We start from the raw sequence: 22,091 nt of genomic DNA, 5'->3' as shown, positions 1-22,091 counted from the left end.
TTTGTTTTTTTTTAATTAATCAAAATAAAAAAGCAACCAATTAAATTAATTGATTGCTCGATTTCGAAGTAGACCCACAGGGATTCGAACCCCAGATGACTGAACCAAAATCAGTAGTGTTACCGCTACACCATGGGTCTGTTCTTTTAAGTGGTGCAAATTTATAGCTTTTTTTTTAACTTCCAAACTTTTTCTGAAAAAAAATCAATAATTTTATAAAATAAATTTTCGCTCAACCTAATGTTAATCGACCTTTCCAAAGCATCACGCATTAACCCGGACTCATCTAATGAATTTGAAACCAAAGTTTTAGACTTTATAAAAGAATGGTTTTCGGAGTCCAAAACGATAAAAGTTCAGAGTTCCGGTTCTACAGGTAAGCCTAAAGTGTTTGATATCGAAAAATCAAAAATGTTGAATTCTGCTGAGATGACTTGTGATTTTCTAGGTTTAAAGGAAGGAGATCTGGCACTACTCTGTCTTCCGATTGAATATATCTCAGGCAAAATGATGGTTGTAAGAAGCATTTCACAACAATTAAAACTAAAAATTGCTCAACCTTCTCTCAAACCTTTAGAAAACCTTAAAGAAGAAATTGATTTTTGTGCAATGACACCTTTGCAGGTTGAAAATTCTTTGGACAAAATTCACTGGATCAAAAATCTGATTATCGGTGGCGCCGCGGTTTCAGAAACTTTAAAAACTAAAATCTATCAAACTCTTCAACGCTCCAATTCCCAAACACAAATCTTCGAGACCTATGGCATGAGTGAGACGCTTTCTCATATAGCTTTGAAAAAAATTTTTCCCAGTCAGGAAGATTGGTTTACGGTTTTTGACGGTGTTGATATTTCTTTAGACGAAAGAGGTTGCTTAAAAATATTTGCGCCCAAACTGAATGCGGAAGTTTTGCAGACCAATGATTTGGTTGAGCTGAAAACTGAAAAACAATTCAGATTTTTGGGACGATTGGATAACGTAATTAATTCCGGGGGAGCAAAGATTTTTCCGGAGGAATTGGAAAGATTAATCAAAAAAGAGATTCCAAATGAAGCTGTTTTTCTTGGAATTGAGGATGAAAAATTAGGACAGAAATTAGTTTTGGTAGTTGAAGATAAAAGATACAAGATGCAAGGCTTAACAAATGATGATTTAAATCCCGAGTTACAAAATTTTAAGTCTCAAATCTCAAATCTTAAATTCGAAAAGTCATTTCATAAGCCAAAAGAGATTATTTTTGTTGAACAAATCCCAAGAACGCCGAACGGAAAGGTGAACCGTTCCGAACTCCGACAACTGGTGAAAGAAATGACACACGGTTTGCAATAGCGATAGTAACGGTTATCCTTTTGCTTGCCTTGCAAGGCAAGCAAAAGATAATAGTGGATAGCGCAGTGACACAGATTAGCATTGGATTTGCAGTGGGAAATCTGTGGCAATTGCCCAAAATATATTAATAAACCACCTCGTCAAATTTTTCAAGAAAAATTTGCCACCCCTCCAAAGGAAGGGAATTTTGAAAAACTAAATGAAAGATTTTTCTACCGAGATCAGTTATAAAACTTCCCGCTCTTCCGGAGCTGGCGGACAAAACGTGAATAAAGTAGAAACAGCTGTGACAGGGATTTGGAATGTAATGGAAAGTCAGTTTTTTTCTTTTGATGAGAAAATGCGGATCTCGGAAAAGCTGAAAAACAGAATCAATTCCGAAGGTTTGCTGCAAATGACCTCGTCGGAAAGCCGAACTCAGTTACAGAACAAAAAAATTGTGACAGAGAAAATGTTGGAACTTGTAGAAAAATCACTCTTTGTTCCAAAAAAACGTGTTGCTACAAAGCCTTCAAAAGGTCAAGTCCAGAAACGTATCGACAACAAAAAGAAGTTGTCCGAGAAAAAAGAAAATCGAAAATTCAGATTTTAAAGTCTGACAATTTTTCTATTTCCTGATTGATTTTCTCACTGTACTCCAATTGCTTCTCACGAATTCTCCCGTGATTGGTAACCGTTTCATAATCCTGCTGAAAATCTTTATAAGCCTCATAAACATTAGTATAATGCTTTTGAAGTGTCTTTGCGTCGAGTATTTTGTCGCTGATTAATTTCCTGAATCTTCTCGCAAACAGTTCGGCAATGTCGAAGTGACTTTGTTCGTGCATCAAAACCAAATCCGTTTTGTGGTCACTGTGCGCCCACGATTTTGAAGGCACAAAAAAAGATTCGATCTTAACTTCTTTGGAACTGAATTTTTTGGTTGGGCTATTCAACAAATAAGAGATTCCACAAAAGGTTGTAGCAGCAGCTTTGGAAGTGTTCGGCTGGTTTTTTGACTGAAAATCTTCCCAGACCAGCTTTCGGTTTTCACTCCAAAAAATCTTGTCCTGGGCTTTCGTCAGTCCAATGATAAACATAAAAATAGCTGCTAAAAATATTCGTAACATATCGGTTAGATGTTTTTTTTCAATTAATGTTAATTTATTTCCACAAAAAATGTATTTTTACCTCCCTCATTTTAAAAAATGGAAAAAGAGATAAAAATCAACTTTGAAGTGATCCCGAGTTACGAAAAACTCAATGATATAGAAAAAATACTTTTTGACAAAGCTAAAACCATCCGCGAGCAGGCTTATGCACCTTATTCCAATTTCCTGGTCGGCTGTGCGGTTCTACTGGAAAATGGCGAAATCATCACAGGGAGCAATCAGGAAAATGCCGCGTATCCATCCGGACTTTGTGCGGAAAGAACCACAATTTTTTGGACTTCGGCCAATTATCCTGACGTGAAAATCAAAAAACTTTTTGTAATTGGTGCACCAAAAGACGCGTTAACTTCTACTCCAATTCCGCCTTGTGGTGCTTGCAGGCAATCAATTCTGGAATATGAGTCCAAACAAAAAGAGGAAATCGAAATCTACTTTGCATCGCTTGACGGGGAAATACTGAAAACAAAATCCATTCGGGATCTGTTGCCGTTTTCTTTTGATGCAAGTTTTTTATAATTTTTCAGGAGCAAACCGTTAGTTCTTCGGCAGAAGGTTCCAGCCTGCTGTCCACTGTATCTTTTTTGTCCGTTAAAAACAGACAAAAAAGGATGCCGTTCCCATCAGGGCTATGTTGAAGGTTAGTCTTTCTTTTCAACGTTTTCAAATTTCAAAGATTCTACTCTCTTCGTTGATCCTTCTCACCACATTTTCTGTCCGCTCTTTGTGCGTATCCGTAATGAAAATCTGCCCAAAACTCTCTTTGTTAACTAATTCGATTAGTTGAGAAACCCTGGTATCATCCAGTTTATCAAAGATATCGTCCAGAAGAAGGATTGGAGACTTTCCTGTCAATTCTTTGATTCGGTTGATCTGAGCTAATTTTAGTGAAATCAAGAAAGATTTCTGCTGGCCTTGCGAACCGATTTTTTTGATAGAATTCCCATTCATCTCGAACAGCAAGTCATCTTTATGTGTTCCTTTGGAAGTGTAGGTCAAAGCTCTGTCTTTATCAATTGAACCAGATAAAAGGCTGTGAAAATCTTCAGTCAAAAGATGCGATTCATAGATAACATTCACGATTTCTTTTCCACCGGAAATGATTTCGTAAAAATGCTGAACAATGGGATTCAGTTTTTCAACAAACTCTTTTCTTTTCTCAAAAATCCTTGTTCCGAAATTGGAAATCGGCTCGTCATAGATCTCCAAAGAATCTTTGTCGAAGACTCTGTTCTTCGCAAAATATTTCAGTAAAGCGTTTCTCTGCTGGATAGTTTTCTGATATTGGATCAAATCAAAAAGATAAGAAGAATCGGTTTGCGAAATCATCGCATCCAAAAACTTCCTTCTGCTTTCCCCGGAATCGGAAATCAGATTGGAATCGTAAGGTGAAATCATCACACTCGGTAAATAGCCAATATGGTCGGCTAATCTATCGTAATTTTTATCATTTTTCTTGATGATTTTTTTAGATTCTTTTGGCTGAAGAATTTTAATAATATCCTCTTTCTCTTCATTCTGAATTTCGGATTCAATAACAAAAAAATCTTGATCAGATTTCACATTATTAATATCAGAATTTCCAAGAAAGCTTTTCCCTACGGAAAGATAATGAAGCGCATCCAGAACATTAGTCTTCCCTACGCCATTATTTCCGACAAAACAATTGATTTGAGGAGAAAATTCGAAAGCTCTTTCCGAGTGGCTCTTAAAATTGATGAGTAAAAGTTTGTTGATAATCATAATCCCAAAAGTTTTTTCAGTTTACTCGGATTTTGCCGATTATCCCACAAAGAAATAATGTAGAGTAAATCTTTTTCTAATCTATAGACCAATCCGTAATTTTCAAAATGCAGAATTCGATATGGTTCGAAATTGGTTTCAATATCACTTAAAGGATTAGACTTTAATAAATCAATTTTTTGATAAATAGTAAGGTTTAGTTTTATAGAATAACGATTACTTTTATTTCTATTATTCCAGTAATCGAAAATGGCGTTTCTCTGTTTTATTGCAAGCGTTGTCCAAATGACCTTTACTTCATCCATTCTTCATCCAATTTTCTTAACTCCTCGTCGGAAATAGTTCGCCCATATTTAATATCTCTTCCGCAACTAGAATCATTTCTTTCTGACTTTTGGACAAAATATATTTTGCATCTTCTTCAGGCTGAACAGACAAAAAAAGATTTTCAACAGCTTGTAAGAAATTGACATTCGTAGTAGAAAAGATTCTTTCTACCAGTTTGCTTCTTAGTACTTCAATATTTTCCATCCCTCAAAAATTTATGTAAAGATAAAACTTCTTAACAAGAAAATCAATTTCCGAAGTTCACAAAATGCGGAATATCGGCCGCAAAAGTATTCATCGGCATCATATTGTTTCTATAGCTGTTGAAATCAAAAACAGAACTATTGTCAAATGGCACCTTCGGATAATACATAAAAGAAACCTGAATCCTGTTGAAAACCAGATAAGGATTGTTGATCAGAACCCCGATTCCAACTTTTGTATTGATACTGGTTTTCAATAATTTCTCATCCGGCATTCCCAGCCAACCAACAGCCGTTGTCAAATATGGACTGAAATGAAAATTTTTCCAGGTTTTGTTGATGAAAAACTGCAACTGGTATCTCAAAATAAGCTTTTTTGTCCCGATATAATCATAATTATAAACAGGAAATTCATCATTAGCAGAAAGGTTGATCCGGTCTTTGTAGGAATAATTATTTTGTGGATTACCCAAAGCCAGAGTCGGCGAAAAGAAATGACGGACCTTGGCAAATCTCCAGTCCATAAGGTTGGTAAAATATGTTCCATCGACGCGAAATGCATCACGGTTAATTCTTTCTTCATTAAAAAACCGTCCGAACTGTGCTTTGATATTAAAATATCCTATTTTCGTGAAGTCACCATAAGCCGCAGAAAGTCCGGCATAGGGAACAACTTCTTTACTTCTGGAGAGTAAACCGGCTGTAACATTAAATGCATTTCCGTAAGGAATATCTTCGGGCAAATCGTACTGGAAAACTTGTTTCTCCACCGAGAATTTTCTCTGGATAAATCCCGCCGAAGCCAAAAAACTATTATACGAACGGAAATACTGAAACTGATCAATGCCCGGACTGTCTTTATACTGATAATTCTGGAATCGACCTATTAAAGCAATATTACTGGAGATTCTTTCAGCAGGATTAGACGAAACGGGTATCTGGTAACCACCCCACAAATCCTGACTGTAAACTTTGATCTGAACTTCCGGAAATGCTGTCATATCATCCATTGGCAAGGTTACATTTCGCATAAAATATTCGAAAGTGAAACCTCCTGCCCATTTTGTCAAAGGCGAGAAAAAATCACGTCTTGCACTCAGGTTGATGCGCTCATTTTTCAAAAAATCTTTTTCTCCCAAAATTTGTCCAGTAATATAACTTCCAAAAAGATTATTCGCCGTATAACTTCCATAGAAATAATCCTGTTTTTCTTTGGAATCATTCCTGTAAAGAAAGTCCGCTTCATGGCCAAGACCAAGGAAATTCTCTTCTGTTACGCCTAATCCTATTTTGCTACCGGAATAGCTTAATCTTGGTTTCAAACTCCAGGAATCCAAAACTTTCACAACAACATCAATTGAGTCGTTAGAACTGTTTTCAACTACAATTTTTACACGGTTGACAAAAGGCATTTCTCTCAGCAAGCGTTCGGATTCATAGAGTTTTTGTGCATTATAAGCTTCACCTTTTCTGAAAAGTAAATAATTGTTAACCGTCGAGATTCTGGTGTTGGAATGGAGATGATTCGTGAACCAGTCGTACCATTTCGCTTTCTCTTTTTTTTCTTTGGTGTTGTATCCAAACGGGTCGATGGTTTCAATTTTTATATCCCGAATAAATTTTCCATCATAAGATTCCTGAGATTGCTTTTCCGTTCTTGTAGCAACTGACGCAGAATCAGCTTCCCGACGAAATATAAAGCGGTGAATGAATCTTGTAAATTTTCTTTTATCTGAAAATTCTTCAATCTTATAATAAATCGAATCTTTTTTCTCCTGCGCCTCAGCAACGGAAAAGAAACTTAAAAAGACGATAATCAGGAGAATAGATTTGTTATTGAACATTCGGAGATTTTAACAAAACTGCAATATCAATTTGTAAGCCAAAAGACATATCAAAGGAAGTCCACTACAGCTTTCCACCCAAAAACTAAAATAAGCTTCCCGATTATTATTTTCTGAAAAATAAATTAATAAAAATGTGATAATTGTAGTCAGGAAAAAACATATTGCAAAAGCAAAATCCAGGTAGAAAACACTTAACAAGCCTGAGATACAAACTAATAAATATGCCAGGAATTTAGTTTTCTGGACGCCAATGAGAATCGGGAAAGTCACTACATCATCACTGTTCATATCCCGGATATCAAAAGGCAAAACCAAAGCTGAAATAAATAACCAGGTAATCATAAAAATCTCCCAATCAAATTCCGGAAGAATGAGCCAGGAATTGATTAAAGCCCAGGTTAATCCAACATAAAAAACCTTTAGCAAAGGAATTTTGCGTATAAATTTTTCCAAAAAAAAGGAATTGTAAAGCAATCCGAGAATAACAATAATTGCCCATTTCAAAAGTCGTATTTCGTTATGATTCCTGAGAATCAGAATCACACTGATAATCCCACAAATACAATTGAAAATCAGAATCTTAAAAAATATTTTCTTATCGTACTGATATTTGGTGTAAAGGTAACCGCTGAAATAAGTAATAAAAATTAAAAGTAAAGTCGGCCAACGGAATATGTTTTGCTCCAGCATAAAATAGGCAGCCAAACAGGTTCCCATCAAAGAAACATATATCTGACTGTCAATAACATATTTTTTTGTTAAATTTAAAATCGACATTTTACTTTAACAAATGTCGGAAAAAACTATCTTACACAAGAGAAAAAATAAACTTATGAAAATCTTAAAGTCCTTATCAATTTTCTTATTGATATTTATCACTATGAATTTTTCTGCACAAAACTACTACGATCAGCAATGGAAAAAAATCGAAGACAATTATAAAAAAGGAACTTACAAATCCAATCTTCCCATCATTCTGGACATTCAGAATCAGGCTTTGAAGGATAATAACGCGATACAAATTATCAAATCTCTAAAAGCTGAATTCAGTATTACAAAACAAACTTATGACGATGTAAAAAATGATGAAAAATCTGTTTTTTTTGCCAAACTGAAAAGCATTGAACCCAAACTGAAAGGTGAAGAAAGGCAATTATTTCGTCTGTTGACTTTGGAATTTATCAGAGATTATTACCAAAGCAACTCCTGGAAAATCAATCAGAAAACCAATATAGACAACGTAGATTTGTCGCAAATCGAAACCTGGAGCAAGCTGGATTTTAAAAATTATTTGTCAAAGAATTATTCGGATCTGGAAAAAGACAATGCTGCTTTGAGAAAAATCCAGATGAAAAAATACAGCGAAATATTTGATACGACGGACAATTTTGAATATTCCCCGACACTTGCCGACTGGTACAATTATAATTATATCGATTTTCTTACCAATCAGAACATTTTCACACCGAACGAACTGAAGATCAATTCAACGAAAATCAATGATATTTATGACTCGGAAATTGCTTCGCTGTCAGGAAATGCTCAGTTGTATTTTAAACATCAGAAAATCAATTATAACTGTGAAGCGAATCATTGCAAAGACCAATTCGCTCAACTTGAAAAACTGGTTAAAGACGAATCTGCAAAAGGCGATTACAAAGTTCAGATTATTAATGATATGATTGAAATCCTTCAGCAAAAGCAGGATTACAAAGCAGCTTTAGCCTGGATTGATGAAGCAAAAAAACTTTATCCAAAATCGAAATTCCTTAATAATGTCATAAATAAGGAAAACGACATCAAAAATCCGCAGCTGATTCTTTTTTATGAGAACGAAACACAGAGCAATAAACCAATTCATATTGTTGCGGAAGGAAAAAATCTCACAATGTTTTCTTTGAATATCTATGAACTACAAGACAATTATCAGAGTTTCCTCAATTATGTTACTAATTCCTATCAAAAGCCGTTTTCAAGCGTTAAAAAATCTTTGATAAGAACAGAGCAATTCAGTTTGCCACAATCTCCTGATTATAAAACACACAGAACATCTTTAGAAGTAAAACCTCTTCCACCAGGAATTTATCTGGCAGAATATGTTGTGGGAAATTCTGTCCAAAGTAATTTTTACTTTATCGTTTCTGACACCAAAATCATTTATTCCAAAAAGAATGACAGCGGTTCCAATCCGGATATTATGAAATTGGTCAATAATGAGAATGGAAAAGCTTTTATGAATGAAAATCTTGAAATTACAGAATTTACCGAAGGTAATTCGGCAAAAAACTATACTGCAAAAACGGATAAATTGGGTAATTTTCAGTTTCCAAAATCGCTTGACGACAACTATTACAGATACTACCTTGTTAAAAACGGAAATAATGTTGTGATGATTGATGTTTACGGAAATAACCGATATAATAGAAAACAATCTGAAAATCAGGAAACAGCACAAATTTTCCTCGACAGAAAAATCTACAGACCTGGACAAATTGTTTATTTTAAAGTCATTGCTACAGGAATCAACGGAGAAACCCAGAAAGTGAAAACATTGGAAAAGGTTCCGTTGAATATTATAATTCACGATACCAATGGTGAAGAATTACAAACTTTGAAACTGACGACCAACGAATTTGGTTCTGTCAACGGCAGCTTTACACTTCCAAAAAATAAATTGAATGGGAACTTTAACATTCAAGTAGAGGAAAACGATAATAACTCGGATTATAACATTTCCGGCTACGCGGATTTCCAGGTTGAGGAATATAAGCGTCCGAAGTTTGAAGTGACTTTTGAGCCGATAAAAGAGGAGTACAAATATGGCGAAACTATTGAATTGAAAGGAAAAGCAACGATGTTTTCCGGCGTTCCTTTGAGCAATTCAATAGTGAATTATGAAATTAAAAAACAGAATATCCGTTGGAGATATTTTTGGTGGTATCCTCGTGAAAATGACAATGAGAATTCGATTCTTGGAGATGTAAAAACCAACGAAAAAGGAGAATTTACTATCAAAATTGAGTTGAAAAAAGATGAAACGTTGGAAGGAATCCAAATTGATAATTATGCAATCAATGCTTCTGTGACAGACATCAATGGTGAAACGCAATCTGCCAATACCAATGTGAAAGTCGCTTCGGTTTCTCATTATATCACTGCCAACGAAATTGGAAATACATTTTCTGACGAAGATGTGAAGTTGAATGTTGACACCAAGAATTACAACGACCAAATTCTTAAGAAATCATATAACCTAAAACTGGAAAAACTGGAAGAACCGAAACAGATTTTCAGAAAGAATTTTGCTTCTGTAATTCAGGATTTGCCACAATTATCAAAGAAAGAATTTGTACAAAAATTTCCTCACGACAGATTTGATAAAAATGATGATGTGAAGAATTGGAAAGTTTCTTCTGCCATTCTTAATGAAGTGAAGAATCCTGTCATTCAGAACCAAGCGAAGCGCAGTGAAGAATCTAAAGATTCCTCGTCCCTCGGAATGACAAGCGAACCGCTTAACTTAGGAAAATTAAATGCCGGCACTTATAAACTTCAGCTTTACAATATTGAAGGAAAAGACACGATAAAAACAGAGCAATTTTTCAAAGTTTGGGATAAAAAGTCGTTGGGTGAAAATCAAAATCCATTCTTGGAAGTGATTAAACCAACTCAGGATTTCAAACGGGGAGAAAAAGCAAAAGTGTTTGTTTATTCTGCGATTCCGGATGCTTTGGTCAATATTTTCATTCAAAATGGAAAAGGTGAAACCGTGACTGAAACCAAATCTTTCAAAAATGGAATTCTGGAATATGAAACAGTAATTCCAACAGGTGAAAGTATCTCGAGAGTGAATTTGCAGTTCCAACTGGTCGCTTTCAATGATGTGAAAACCGAATCGGTTGATTTGAAAATTGCAGACAGCAAAGATGATTTGAAAATTGAAACGGTGACTTTCCGGGACAAATTACAGCCTGGACAAAAAGAAAAATGGACAATCAAAATTTCTGGTGCTGATAAGGAAAAAATCAACGCGGAAGTTTTGGCAAATATGTATGATAAATCACTTGATCAGTTCGCAGTGAATTCCTGGAATTGGCAGAAATTTCATTCGGCTTTTTATGAAAGTTCTTATGCTATAGGAAATTATCTGCAACAGCAATATTATCGGAATTATTTTACTTACCAGAGCAATTATTACATTCAGTCACCTGATTTTAATTGGTTTGATGGCAGAATATATTATGGTTCAAACCTGGATACAGATGGCGACGGCATTCCAAATTCATTAGATGCTTGTCCAACAGTTCCCGGAACATCTCAATATCAAGGTTGTCCAAAACCAGCTATGGCTTATGCAAGCGAGGTTGAAATGTCAGCACCAGTTGCAAAACTCCAAGGAAAAGCAGCAGGGATAAATTTACAAGATTCTACAAATAAAAACCTTGAAGAGGTTGTAATAGTTGGTTATTCTGAAAAGAAGAAAACAGCGGAAAATATAGAAAAAATCCCAGTTCGTCAAAACCTCAACGAAACTGCATTTTTCTATCCAAATCTTCTTACAGACAAAGATGGAAATGTATCGTTTGAATTCACTTCTCCGGAAGCTTTGACACAATGGAAACTGATGTTTTTAGCTCATACTAAAGACGCGAGAGCAGCAATTCTGGAAAAATCTGTGGTTACTCAAAAAGACTTTTCGATTACGCCAAATTATCCAAGATTCTTGCGAGAGGGTGACGAACTGAATCGTCAGACAAAAATTTCAAGTTTAATCAATCAAAAACTAACTGGCTTTGCACAATTGCAGATTTTGGATGCTTTTACCAACGAGGATGTTACAGATAAATTCGGAATCAGTCAATTGACCGCAGTTTCAGGATACAATAAGGAACAAAGTTTTTCATTAGCTAAAAATGGAAACACATCTGCAACCTGGAAATTGAAAGTTCCAAACAATGTTTCTTCGATTATTATTAAAATTGTTGCTAAAGCCGGAAACTTCTCTGACGGCGAACAAAAGGCAATCGCAGTTCTTCCGAACAGAATGTTGGTAACCGATGCACTTCCGATTTTTGTGAAAGAAGGTCAGACAAAAACATTCACTTTAGACAATCTGAAAAATTCCAATTCTAAAACTCTGACCAATGTTTCCAACACTCTGGAACTGACGACGAATCCGATCTGGGAAATTATGTTTGCATTACCGAGTTTGAAAGATGATATCAATAATTCGGCAGATGTTGTTTTCAACAAATGGTTTGCAGATGTCCTGGCTTCGGAGATTTTCAAAGCGAATCCAAAGTTGAAAACTGTTTTTGATGAATATCAATCCAAAGGTCTTTTGATCTCGAATCTTGAAAAAAATCAGGAGTTGAAACAGTTGTTACTGGACGAAACGCCTTGGATTTTAGAATCGAAAAATGAAACGGAACAAATGCAAAAACTGGCAAGATTATTCGATGCGAATACGATGCGAAATTCTATTAATGAAGATTGGTCAGAATTGGTAAAACTTCAAAACCCTGATGGTGGATTTAGCTGGTACCAAGGTTATCCGAGCTCTTATTACACTTCGCTTTATATTCTGAAAAACCTTGGCAGAATTAATGAATGGCTGAAAGGAAATCTTTCTGATTACCAAAGTTCCGAACAAAAAGAAATGGTCAAAAAACTGGTTTCTTACGTGGATAATGAAGTCAATAAATATTGGGACTCTTCGACTCCGCTCAGAATGACAAAGGAGAATATTTGGAATAATTTTGTTCTCGATTATCTTGACACAAGGCATTATTGGGAAAAAGAATATGCTTTGAAGGCAAAAGGTGCCACTTTGAAAACTTCGGTTATTTCAAAAGCGAAAACAGCAAAAATTACCGATTTTACTTTCTTTGGATTGCATCGTTCGGCTTTATTATTCAACAATTATGGATTGAAAGATGTTTCGAAAAAACTGATGACTTATCTGAAAGAAACGTCAACAGAAACGGAAACGCAAGGCGTTTATTGGAAACAGAATCTGAACGACTGGGGTTGGTATTCTTCAAAAACCGTAAATCACGCAGGTGCTTTGGAAGCCTTCCAAAAACTGACTCCACAAGATGAAAATTTCATTGAAGAAATGAAAATCTGGCTAATCACTCAAAAAGAAGTGAATTCTTGGGGAAATTCGAGAGGAACTGCAGAAGTTATTTTTACGATTTTAAATTCCGGGAAATCCTGGACTTCTTCTGAATCCGACAAAGCGGAAATCACTTGGGGTGGAAAACAACTGAATCCTCAAACGCAGGCAACGGGCTATGTTAAACAAACTGTAACTTCAGATAATATTGACAAAAATCTGTCAACAGTTACAATCAAAAAAGAAAGTCCTGGAATTGTTCAAGGAGGTCTGTTCTGGCAATATTATGAAGACCTTGATAAAATAAAATCTTCGGAAAGTTATATCTCGATTTCTAAGGAATTGTACAAAAAAGTGAAGACTGAAAATGGCGAACAATTAATTAAAATCAATGAAAATTCGACTTTAAAAGTTGGAGATAAAGTGACTGTACGAATGATTCTTAATACAGACAGAAATATGGAGTTCATTCATCTGAAAGATATGCGAGCAGCCGGATTCGAACCTTTGGATGTTATTTCAGGTTATCAGTGGAAGAATAATCTGGGATACTATCAATCCACAAAAGATGCTTCAACTAATTTTTACATCGAATATATGCCAAAAGGAAAATATGTTTTCGAATATGATTATGTTGCCAATGCTAGTGGAAAATTCAGTAATGGAATTACAACTTTGCAGAATTATTATGCGCCGCAAATGAGTGCACATACACAGGGAACAAAAGTCAAAATAAACGAATAACAATTATTCCCGAATGTTAAAAAAGCAATCAGATAGCATTATTTGATTGCTTTTTTTTATTTTTACCCAGCTATTAATATTAAAGAGTTTAAAATTATTTAATATTCTTCAAGAAAAAAGAAATTCAATTATAGTAATACAATTAATTATGATCAAACATTTATTAACGGCAACCGGTATCATGGCTTCCATGCTATTGAGTGCACAAAAAAACTTCTGGACTCCTGTACAAAATTTAAGCGTTGCAGGAAAATCAGGACTAAAAGACAGAAAAACCCTTCCTACTGAATACAAAATTTTCAGTTTGAATGTTGATGGAATAAAATCAGAATTAGACAAAGCCCCAAACCGTGGAACTCAGAATGAGAGTCTTGTTTTAAAATTCCCTAACGCTTCAGGAAAACTTGTTGATTATGTGATACAGGAAGCGGCAGTTATGGAAAAAGAATTATCTGACAAATATCCCGGCATCAAATCTTATTTGGGATATCAGAAAGATAATAACAACAACACGATCAGGTTCAGCATCTCTCCTTTTGATGGGATGAATGTGATGTATTTTGATAATTGGGAAGTAAGCTATATGGATTCTTATTCTAACGATCTATCCAATTATATTGTTTACAAAAGGACAAGCTTACCTGCTGATCCGGAACGCTTCAACTGTGATTTTGAAAAAGTAAATATCCAAACACCGCCTACTGCTGAACCTATTAAGCTAAAAGCAGCGATTGTAAAAGATGGGCTTCTGAGAAAATACCGTTTGGCACTTTCCTCAACAGTAGAATATTCTAATTATCATATCAACAGAGCCGGCCTTTCCGGAGGAACAACAGATCAGAAAAAAGCAGCTGTACTTGCGGCGATGAATACAACGATGACAAGAGTAAACGGAGTTTATGAAAAAACAGTTTCTCTTACAATGGTTATGATTGCTAATAATGATCTTTTACTTTCTATAGGAACTGATGCTTATGGCCCGGGATTTACAAACAATGACGGATCAGCTTTATTAAGCGAAAACCAAGCTTTTACGGATCAGACTGTTGGTACAGCAGCATATGATATCGGTCACATCTTCAGTACTGGTGGGGGCGGTATTGCGTCATTACAGTCACCTTGTAACTCTTCCAGAAAAGCAATGGGAGTTACAGGTTCTAGTGCTCCAAGAGCCGATGCGTATGACATTGATTATGTAGCTCACGAAATGGGACATCAGTTTGGAGGAAACCATACCTTCCGAGCAAATACATCAGACGCAGGATCTTGTTATGGTAATTCTAATACAGCAACTTCTGTGGAACCGGGAAGCGGATCAACAATTATGGCTTATGCCGGCATCTGTGGCTCAACATATAATTTACAGGCACATAGTGACCCGTACTTTCATTCGGTAAGTGTTAATGAAATGTATAATTTTATTACTAGAACAACAGATTGTTCTGCAAAAACGGCTAACAATAATGGAGTACCAACAGCTGATGCAGGACCGGATTACACTATTCCTTACGGAACCGCATTTGTATTAACAGGTGCAGGCACAGATCCTGATGGTGATGCTTTAACTTACCTTTGGGAACAAACAGATTATGCTTCTCTTTCAGCGACTAATCCTCAACCTCCAGTAGCTACTGCAACCGGTGGAACAGTTTTCAGATCTTACAACCCGACAACATCTAATCAAAGATATTTCCCGGCAATGGCTTCTGTTGCGGCAAATACATTAACTCCAAAGTGGGAAGTTATACCAAACGTAGCAAGAACACTTAATTTTTCATTATTGGTTAATGATAACAAAGCAACAGGAAATCAATCCGCAAGAGATCTAATGAAGGTGACAGTTGCTAATACCGGGCCTTTCAAAGTTACATCTCAAACCGTAGCTGCTAATTATACCGGTGGTTCTCAGATAACCGTAACATGGGATGTAGCCGGGACTAATGCTGCTCCAATCAATACCCAAGATGTTCAGATTTTATTATCATCTGATAATGGACTTACATTTAATACGGTATTAGCTGATGCTCCTAATACAGGTAGCGCAGTTGTTACTCTTCCAAATGAAAGCAATGGGAATGCAAGAATCATGGTAAAAGCGGTCAATAACATCTATTTTGCGGTCAATTCTGCCAGATTTAATATTAATAAAAACCTTGCTGTCGATGAATCTGCTTTTAACAAAGGATTCGCAATCTATCCAAACCCAGCAAAAGGGGAAGTTAACATTTCTTTGAATAGCATAACAAAAGGTGCTACTTATCAGATCGTTGATCTTTCGGGAAGATTAATTTCCAACGGATCTTTAGAAAATGAGAAAACAAAGGTTAATATTTCTAATTTGAAACCAGGAACTTATAAGATTGTAATTTCCAACAACGGAGAAACTACAAGTAAAAATCTTATTGTTAAGTAATTTATCTAACAAAAATAATATCAACAATAAGCCCCAACTTATTTGTTGGGGCTTATATTTTTTAGAATCCGTATTGAAAGCCTATTTGCAATCCATTATTTCTTAATTGCTTGTCATCATTATTCCAGCTTGTAGAGCCGGATTTTTTAATGTCGGTAAAGCCAAACAGATATCTCGCACCAACTGACATATTATTAAATCTAAATCCCAAACCTAAGCCTGCGCTCAAATCGAGCTGATTATAAGCATCTTTATCCTTCTCAATAATTGTCTTATTGCTGCTCTCATATTTGTTTTTATTTCCAACCAGATAAGAAAACTGCGGACCAGCTTCAAAATATAATCTTGGGATTGGCTCAAACTGAAACATAACAGGCATCGCAAGATAATTCAGGTTCAGAGTATGAATTGTATTTGCATTTTCATATTTCACACCCATATTATTATAAATCAGTTCCGGCTGAATACTCAAAATATTATTTACAGAAGCATGCATGTAAACGCCTGCAAAATATCCGATCTTGGCATTCGTATCATTCCAGCCATTATCTTTGCTGATAGTCGATACATTCAAACCTCCTTTTACACCAAACGATTGTGAGTATGCTAACGACATCATTGTTAGTCCAAACAATCCAAAAATTTTCTTCATATATAATCGTTTATGAGTGACAAAAATAAAAATTATACAATAAAAAAGACCGAATTAATCGGTCTTTTAAAATATTTAATATTTAACTTCTTAGAATTTATATGACAACCCAACCTGGAAAGTATTGTTTCTGTTTTTTCCACTTTGTTCTAATGTTGTATTACCATCTTCACCATTATTCTTTTTATTGATGTCAGTAAAACCTGCAACATATCTTGCATTGATACCGAAGTTTGGTGTAAAATTGAAGCCTAAACCAAGACCAGCTCCCATATTAAATGAGCTGATTCCATCTTTAATATCGGTAGTACCCGATGTTGTACTAGTTGAAGTAGTTCCTCCAGTAGTAGTTGTTGTGGTCAAATCACCTTTATCCTTTGCACTTACTAAAAACCCAAATTCCGGACCAGCTTCTAAGTAAAAATTTGGAGTTGCGTGAAATTGAAACATTACAGGTACTGTAATATAATCTAAATTACGACTTTGAGAAGACTCGTATTTTCTAGTAGTTCCAAGAGCTTCAGTTGTATAACTTTGAGTAACTTTTGCTCCATATTGGCTATACAAAACCTCTGGTTGAATACTGAATTGCTCTGACAATGGTGCATTCATAAAAACACCTCCGTAGAAACCTGCTTTAGCTTTAGAGTCTTCGTACCCGTCATCTGAGATTGATGAAACGTTAAGACCTGCTTTTAAACCGAACGACGGACTAGTTTGTGCAAATGCAAATGTTCCTGCTACTAAACCTAATCCTAAAAATAACTTTTTCATAATTTCAAATTTTAAATTTTGTTTTACGAGTTGGGTAATTCCAAAATCTTTGCCAAAATTTAAAAATTTGATATTTATAAAGACTTATCAATTAACAAAAATCAAAATAAGACATTTATTATCAGCGAATTAAAAACATTATTCATTAAATAATAACATCTAATTTTTTTTTAGATCTTTATAGAAATTTAAAGTCAAAATTATTTGTTCAGCACTTAGTTTTTGATCATAAAGGCAGGATCCGATCCCATTAATCAATGAAAAATTGATATTTCCATCCTGATTTTTCTTATCATTAAACATCAGATCCATGATAGCGCCGTTTTTGAATTCGGAGATATCTATATAAGGAAATAATCTTTGGATCTTACTGATGATCACAGATGAAACCTCTACATCTATCAATCCGCAGAGAAATGCCAGATGCGTTTCACAGATCATTCCCAGAGCAACCGCTTCTCCGTGAGGAATCAGATTCCCTTTTTTAAGGAACAGGCTTTCTACGGCATGACCAATCGTATGTCCAAAGTTGAGCGTTTTTCTCACATTCTCTTCCTTGAAATCTTTGGAAACCACTTCATTTTTAATTGCCATACTTCTATTGATAAAAGGTGTAATAGATTCCGGAGTTATTTTATGCAATGAACTCAAATCATTCCAATGAGCTGCATCAGCAATCAGACCGTGTTTCAGCATCTCTGCAAAGCCACTTCTCAGTTCTTCGAACTTTAATGTTTCAAGAAATCCCGGATAAAAGAAAATAGCCTCCGGCAAAGCAAAAGTTCCAATGATATTTTTAAGATACTGATGATCAATTCCCGTTTTCCCGCCAATCGAAGCATCACACATCGATAATAATGTGGTCGGAATATTAATAAATTTAAAACCTCTTTTATAGGTTGATGCCACAAAACCGCCTAAGTCGGTAATAACGCCGCCGCCAAGATTAATCAAAAGAGATTTTCTGTCAGCTTCCATTTCCGAAAAAATCTCCCAAAGCTGCGTTGCTGTTTCGATATTCTTATGTTCTTCGCCTGCTTCTATTTCTATAACTTCAAAAGGAGCATCAGTTTCCAGATTCGGGAGCAAAACCGGTAAGCAGTGATTATGTGTGTTCTCATCAACCAGAATGAAAATTTTGCTTGGTTTGATTTGATCTATATATTCGTTAAGGCTTGTAAAATCCTTATCCAGTTCCTTGATCATAACTAATGTTTTAACAAAAGTAAGAACAAAATAGGAATATTCGGTTTTAATTAGATAATGTTTGTATCACTCAAATTGATGTGCCAGCTATTCAATTAAATAAAAAAGAGAAACTCAATCAATGGCTTCTCTTAATTTTTTATAATCTTGATATATAATCCCGCAATTCCTGGGCTGAACTTTGAAATTGAAACGAAGGATAGACCACAAAATAATTATTTGGATCTGCACATCGGGAATAAGCATATTTTGCGACATCTAACCTGTCTTTATCATAGTTTAAGGTTTCTATAAGTATTTTAATCTGTTCAGAAGTCACCATTGTGTTTCTTAATTGTTGCTTGATAACAGATACCTTATCACTGTCGAAGTTTGTTTTCCTGACAACCTGTAAAAAAGAATTAAACATCGTACTGTTCATGACATTTCCATAATTTCCCTGGTTATTATTGTTTCCGTAAGAACCATTCTGCGTACCATAAAAAGGATCCCATTGTCCCGGATTGCCATTATTATATGGCGAATTCCACATATCGTTCCAGATATCACCATAATTGCCATAAGCCTGGTTTTGAAGCTGGTAAGTTCCTAAAAGATATAATCCACGATTACTGAAGAAGTCCAAAACCAATCTGGAATTATTCCGAACATTAATTCTTGTTCTGTAAAGCAAATACCCGTTTGCATAAACAGAAATGGGAACTAGACCGGGAATGATGTCAAAGAACCTGTATTTTCCTGATGAATTGGCAGACATCTGATCACCAACTTCTACTGTGTAAAAACCTCGTTCAGGAATTCTTAAAAATATCTCTGCATAACCGTAACCATAATTCTGATTCCAGTTATAACCCGAATTGTTACTCCCTCTGTTGTTGCTGTTTTGATTATTCCTGTATCCCGAATTGTCGAGCGTCCCTTCTTTTTTGCTGCTGTTTCCGTTTCTTTGGGACATTTCGCTTTTGGAAGCTTCATTTTTCAGTAGTTCACCAGCTTTTCCTGCCTCTTGCCCGAAAGAAATAATACTGAAAACTAATAAACAAGTAGTAAAAATATTTTTCATAAATAATAGTTTAATAATATTCTAATCAAATCTACTATTATGCCAAAATAAAAATCAATTAAAATAATATTTAAAAAAAAATACATTTAATAATTTAAATAGATTTATATTTTTAATTTCATTTAATATAGCAATTTTAGATTTAGAAAAGATGAAAAAGTTAAATTAGCCTTGTTTTTTTACATTGATAAAGGTCAAAAAAAAGAGAAGCTTGCGCTTCTCTTTTTATATAATCTCCATAATCTATTACATATGAATAGAACGCTTGTCCGTTGCATCCAAAGCAGCTTCTTTTACGGCTTCTGCATAAGTCGGGTGTGCGTGAGACATTCTTGAGATATCTTCTGCACTTGCACGGAATTCCATGGCTGTAACACCTTCTGCAACCAAATCTGCAGCTCTTGCCCCGATCATATGAAATCCTAAAACTTCGTCAGTCTTTGCATCAGCTAAGATTTTTACAAATCCGTCCGTGTCACCACTTGCACGGCTTCTTCCCAAAGCTCTCATTGGGAAATTCCCTACTTTGTAATCTATACCTTCTGCTTTCAGTTGTTCTTCTGTTTTACCAACACCTGCAACTTCCGGCCAAGTGTAAACAACGCCCGGAATCAGGTTATAATTGATATGTGGCTTTTGTCCTGCCAAAGTCTCGGCAACAAAAGTTCCTTCCTCTTCTGCCTTGTGAGCCAGCATTGCACCTGCAACAACGTCTCCGATTGCATAGATATTGGAAACGTTAGTCTGAAGGTGGTCATTGGTTTTCACTCGTCCTCTCTCGTCCAGTTCCACACCGGCTTTTTCCAATCCAAGGCCGTCTGTATAAGGTCTACGTCCTACGGAAACAAGAACATAATCTCCGTCAAAAGTTACATCTTCTCCCTTTTTATTTTTTGCAGTTACTTTCACAGAATCTCCATTTCTCTCCACTGCAGAAACGGCTGTAGAAAGCTCGAATTTCATCCCTTGTTTTCTAAGGACTTTTTGCAATTCTTTTGACAGACTTCCGTCCATTCCCGGGATAATCTTATCCATAAATTCCACAACAGTCACCTGAGAACCTAATCTCAAATAAACAGAACCTAATTCAAGTCCGATAACACCGCCACCTATAACCACTAAATGCTTAGGAATTTCTTTCAAATTCAAAGCTTCTGTGGAAGTGATGACTCTTTCTTTATCTAAAGTGATGAATGGCAAACTGGATGGTTTTGAACCGGTTGCGATAATAGTGTATTTTGAATCGATGGTTTCTGAAGAACCGTCGTTTTTCGTCACTTTGATTTGTGTTGCAGACTCAAAGCTTCCAACACCTTCAAAAACAGTGATCTTGTTTTTGTCCATCAGGAAGTTGATTCCTTTTGTCGTTTGTTCTACAACACCGTTTTTACGCTCAATCATTTTTGCCAGATCCACTTTCGGCTCGTTGATAATAATTCCGTAATCCGCAAATTCGTGTTTTGCCTTTTCAAAATGTTCAGAACTATCCAACAACGCTTTTGAAGGGATACAGCCTACGTTAAGGCATGTTCCGCCCAAAGTAGGATATTTTTCAATAATTGCTGTTTTGAAACCCAATTGCGCAGCTCTGATTGCTGCAACATATCCGCCAGGACCGGAACCGATAACGGTTACATCAAATTGACTCATATTTTTTGTGATTATTATTCGAAAAAAATTTCCTCAAATTTACGAATTTTAGAGCAATTTTAGAATATAATTTTAACACAAGGAGTACGAAGTTGTTGTCAAAAAGAACACCATTTAATCGATTTCATTTTTGTGTTCTTTATGAAAGCTTTGAGACTTTGTGGTTAATAAACTATTTTTGCATCAGATTTTTCAAAATTGATTTACAATGTCGCTCGAGCAAAATTATCAGAACATCCTTTCTCAGCTTCCGCAAAATGTAAAGCTGGTTGCAGTTTCCAAAACCAATCCTGCTTTTAAGATCAAAGAACTTTATGATTTGGGACAAAAAGCTTTTGGAGAGAACAAAGTTCAGGAATTACTGGAAAAACAACCCGTTCTTCCCAACGATATTGAGTGGCATCTGATTGGTCATCTACAAACCAACAAAGTGAAATATATCGCCGGTTTTATCACAATGATAGAAAGTATCGACAGCGAAAAACTATTGAAAGAAGTTGATAAAGAGGCTGCAAAAAACAATAGAAAAATCAATATTTTACTCCAGGTCAAAATCGCTAAGGAAGACACAAAATTTGGCTTAACAACAAACGAAGCCAAAGACATTTTCAGCCAATATCTAGCAGGAAATTTCCCTAATGTTGAAATCAAAGGGTTAATGGGAATGGCAAGTTTTGTGGATGATGAGGCTCAGATCCGTGAAGAATTTTCTATTCTGAAAAACCTTTTTGACGAATTGTCTCAATTGAAACCATTAGAGACCCTATCAATGGGAATGAGCGGTGATTTTCCGATTGCAATAGAATCGGGGTCTAATTCGGTAAGAGTTGGTTCAGCAATTTTTGGGGAACGGAATTATGTTTAAACACAAAGT

Annotated in this window: 18 protein-coding genes and 1 tRNA gene; 6 read left to right on the top strand and 13 right to left on the bottom strand. The window is 35.4% G+C overall.

Annotated elements, in window-relative coordinates; translation table 11 throughout:
* Positions 1-69: 69 nt before the first annotated feature.
* A tRNA-Gln gene (locus tag QOL71_RS09400) sits at positions 70-140 on the bottom strand.
* A gap of 100 nt (positions 141-240) precedes the next feature.
* Between QOL71_RS09400 and QOL71_RS09395 the strand changes: the two genes are divergently transcribed.
* Together QOL71_RS09395 and arfB are read left to right on the top strand one after the other, a co-directional pair.
* The gene (locus QOL71_RS09395) at positions 241-1,329 is read left to right on the top strand and encodes an AMP-binding protein (protein WP_283416677.1); all 1,089 of its coding nucleotides are present in this window, start codon (positions 241-243) and stop codon (positions 1,327-1,329) included.
* A gap of 199 nt (positions 1,330-1,528) precedes the next feature.
* Complete coding sequence (arfB, locus tag QOL71_RS09390; protein WP_283416676.1) at positions 1,529-1,921, top strand: alternative ribosome rescue aminoacyl-tRNA hydrolase ArfB; 393 nt, start codon at positions 1,529-1,531, stop codon at positions 1,919-1,921.
* Here arfB and QOL71_RS09385 read toward each other — a convergent pair.
* Complete coding sequence (locus QOL71_RS09385; protein WP_283416675.1) at positions 1,911-2,438, bottom strand: hypothetical protein; 528 nt, start codon at positions 2,436-2,438, stop codon at positions 1,911-1,913. The two genes, arfB and QOL71_RS09385, sit on opposite strands and share 11 nt — an antisense overlap.
* A 78-nt stretch (positions 2,439-2,516) precedes the next feature.
* On the opposite strand from QOL71_RS09385, the gene cdd reads away from it, so the two are divergent.
* A complete protein-coding gene (gene cdd / locus QOL71_RS09380; protein WP_283416674.1) occupies positions 2,517-2,996 on the top strand; it encodes a cytidine deaminase in 480 nt (159 codons plus the stop codon).
* Positions 2,997-3,000: 4 nt separating this feature from the next.
* Here cdd and QOL71_RS09375 read toward each other — a convergent pair whose 3' ends face one another.
* Genes QOL71_RS09375 through QOL71_RS09350 form a run of 6 tightly spaced genes read right to left on the bottom strand, consistent with a single transcriptional unit; the run spans position 3,001 to position 7,374 of the window.
* The gene (locus QOL71_RS09375; RefSeq protein ID WP_283416673.1) at positions 3,001-3,135 is read right to left on the bottom strand and encodes a hypothetical protein; all 135 of its coding nucleotides are present in this window, start codon (positions 3,133-3,135) and stop codon (positions 3,001-3,003) included.
* Positions 3,136-3,140: 5 nt separating this feature from the next.
* A complete protein-coding gene (gene recF / locus QOL71_RS09370) occupies positions 3,141-4,220 on the bottom strand; it encodes a DNA replication/repair protein RecF (protein ID WP_283416672.1) in 1,080 nt (359 codons plus the stop codon).
* Positions 4,217-4,525, bottom strand: a complete 309-nt coding sequence (locus QOL71_RS09365; protein WP_283416671.1) for a type II toxin-antitoxin system RelE/ParE family toxin — start codon at positions 4,523-4,525, stop codon at positions 4,217-4,219. Before QOL71_RS09365 ends, recF begins: the two co-directional genes overlap by 4 nt.
* A 16-nt stretch (positions 4,526-4,541) precedes the next feature.
* Entirely contained in the window at positions 4,542-4,751 is a 210-nt protein-coding gene (locus QOL71_RS09360) for a hypothetical protein (RefSeq protein ID WP_283416670.1), read from the bottom strand.
* Positions 4,752-4,794: 43 nt separating this feature from the next.
* Positions 4,795-6,594 carry a hypothetical protein gene (locus QOL71_RS09355; RefSeq protein WP_283416669.1) on the bottom strand — a complete coding sequence of 600 codons (1,800 nt, stop codon included), beginning with the start codon at positions 6,592-6,594 and terminating at the stop codon, positions 4,795-4,797.
* A 9-nt stretch (positions 6,595-6,603) separates the two neighbouring features.
* Positions 6,604-7,374 carry a UbiA prenyltransferase family protein gene (locus tag QOL71_RS09350; RefSeq protein WP_283416668.1) on the bottom strand — a complete coding sequence of 257 codons (771 nt, stop codon included), beginning with the start codon at positions 7,372-7,374 and terminating at the stop codon, positions 6,604-6,606.
* 55 nt (positions 7,375-7,429) lie between these two features.
* Between QOL71_RS09350 and QOL71_RS09345 the strand changes: the two genes are divergently transcribed.
* Together QOL71_RS09345 and QOL71_RS09340 are read left to right on the top strand one after the other, a co-directional pair.
* Positions 7,430-13,459 carry an alpha-2-macroglobulin family protein gene (locus tag QOL71_RS09345; RefSeq protein WP_283416667.1) on the top strand — a complete coding sequence of 2,010 codons (6,030 nt, stop codon included), beginning with the start codon at positions 7,430-7,432 and terminating at the stop codon, positions 13,457-13,459.
* 148 nt (positions 13,460-13,607) lie between these two features.
* Positions 13,608-15,872 carry a zinc-dependent metalloprotease gene (locus QOL71_RS09340; RefSeq protein ID WP_283416666.1) on the top strand — a complete coding sequence of 755 codons (2,265 nt, stop codon included), beginning with the start codon at positions 13,608-13,610 and terminating at the stop codon, positions 15,870-15,872.
* A gap of 61 nt (positions 15,873-15,933) precedes the next feature.
* Here QOL71_RS09340 and QOL71_RS09335 read toward each other — a convergent pair whose 3' ends face one another.
* The 5 genes from QOL71_RS09335 to lpdA form a co-directional block, all read right to left on the bottom strand.
* Entirely contained in the window at positions 15,934-16,524 is a 591-nt protein-coding gene (locus tag QOL71_RS09335) for a porin family protein (protein WP_283416665.1), read from the bottom strand.
* A 90-nt stretch (positions 16,525-16,614) separates the two neighbouring features.
* Positions 16,615-17,298, bottom strand: coding sequence for a porin family protein (locus QOL71_RS09330; protein WP_283416664.1), 684 nt, complete (start codon positions 17,296-17,298; stop codon positions 16,615-16,617).
* Between the two features lie 159 nt (positions 17,299-17,457).
* Positions 17,458-18,504, bottom strand: coding sequence for a 3-dehydroquinate synthase (gene aroB / locus QOL71_RS09325; RefSeq protein WP_283416663.1), 1,047 nt, complete (start codon positions 18,502-18,504; stop codon positions 17,458-17,460).
* Positions 18,505-18,643: 139 nt separating this feature from the next.
* Entirely contained in the window at positions 18,644-19,567 is a 924-nt protein-coding gene (locus tag QOL71_RS09320) for a proline and serine-rich protein 1 family protein (RefSeq protein ID WP_283416662.1), read from the bottom strand.
* Between the two features lie 246 nt (positions 19,568-19,813).
* On the bottom strand, positions 19,814-21,217 hold the full coding sequence (gene lpdA, locus QOL71_RS09315) for a dihydrolipoyl dehydrogenase (RefSeq protein WP_283416661.1): 1,404 nt from the start codon (positions 21,215-21,217) through the stop codon (positions 19,814-19,816).
* Between the two features lie 208 nt (positions 21,218-21,425).
* Between lpdA and QOL71_RS09310 the strand changes: the two genes are divergently transcribed.
* Positions 21,426-22,082 carry a YggS family pyridoxal phosphate-dependent enzyme gene (locus QOL71_RS09310; protein ID WP_283416660.1) on the top strand — a complete coding sequence of 219 codons (657 nt, stop codon included), beginning with the start codon at positions 21,426-21,428 and terminating at the stop codon, positions 22,080-22,082.
* The last annotated feature ends 9 nt before the right edge of the window (positions 22,083-22,091 follow it).

Origin of the sequence: Epilithonimonas pallida (genome assembly GCF_900182975.1) — a bacterium.
Taxonomy (GTDB): Bacteria; Bacteroidota; Bacteroidia; order Flavobacteriales; family Weeksellaceae; genus Epilithonimonas; species Epilithonimonas pallida.
The sequence above is the reverse complement of the archived record's forward strand: the minus strand, read 5'-3'. Positions and strand labels throughout refer to the sequence as shown.

Bases quoted from the DNA above. Each gene is read 5' to 3' on its own strand.
- QOL71_RS09395 (WP_283416677.1), top strand. From the start codon at position 241: ATGTTAATCGACCTTTCCAAAGCATCACGCATTAACCCGGACTCATCT.
- arfB (WP_283416676.1), top strand. From the start codon at position 1,529: ATGAAAGATTTTTCTACCGAGATCAGTTATAAAACTTCCCGCTCTTCC.
- QOL71_RS09385 (WP_283416675.1), bottom strand. From the start codon at position 2,438: ATGTTACGAATATTTTTAGCAGCTATTTTTATGTTTATCATTGGACTG.
- cdd (WP_283416674.1), top strand. From the start codon at position 2,517: ATGGAAAAAGAGATAAAAATCAACTTTGAAGTGATCCCGAGTTACGAA.
- recF (WP_283416672.1), bottom strand. From the start codon at position 4,220: ATGATTATCAACAAACTTTTACTCATCAATTTTAAGAGCCACTCGGAA.
- QOL71_RS09365 (WP_283416671.1), bottom strand. From the start codon at position 4,525: ATGGATGAAGTAAAGGTCATTTGGACAACGCTTGCAATAAAACAGAGA.
- QOL71_RS09360 (WP_283416670.1), bottom strand. From the start codon at position 4,751: ATGGAAAATATTGAAGTACTAAGAAGCAAACTGGTAGAAAGAATCTTT.
- QOL71_RS09355 (WP_283416669.1), bottom strand. From the start codon at position 6,594: ATGTTCAATAACAAATCTATTCTCCTGATTATCGTCTTTTTAAGTTTC.
- QOL71_RS09350 (WP_283416668.1), bottom strand. From the start codon at position 7,374: ATGTCGATTTTAAATTTAACAAAAAAATATGTTATTGACAGTCAGATA.
- QOL71_RS09345 (WP_283416667.1), top strand. From the start codon at position 7,430: ATGAAAATCTTAAAGTCCTTATCAATTTTCTTATTGATATTTATCACT.
- QOL71_RS09340 (WP_283416666.1), top strand. From the start codon at position 13,608: ATGATCAAACATTTATTAACGGCAACCGGTATCATGGCTTCCATGCTA.
- QOL71_RS09335 (WP_283416665.1), bottom strand. From the start codon at position 16,524: ATGAAGAAAATTTTTGGATTGTTTGGACTAACAATGATGTCGTTAGCA.
- QOL71_RS09330 (WP_283416664.1), bottom strand. From the start codon at position 17,298: ATGAAAAAGTTATTTTTAGGATTAGGTTTAGTAGCAGGAACATTTGCA.
- aroB (WP_283416663.1), bottom strand. From the start codon at position 18,504: ATGATCAAGGAACTGGATAAGGATTTTACAAGCCTTAACGAATATATA.
- QOL71_RS09320 (WP_283416662.1), bottom strand. From the start codon at position 19,567: ATGAAAAATATTTTTACTACTTGTTTATTAGTTTTCAGTATTATTTCT.
- lpdA (WP_283416661.1), bottom strand. From the start codon at position 21,217: ATGAGTCAATTTGATGTAACCGTTATCGGTTCCGGTCCTGGCGGATAT.
- QOL71_RS09310 (WP_283416660.1), top strand. From the start codon at position 21,426: ATGTCGCTCGAGCAAAATTATCAGAACATCCTTTCTCAGCTTCCGCAA.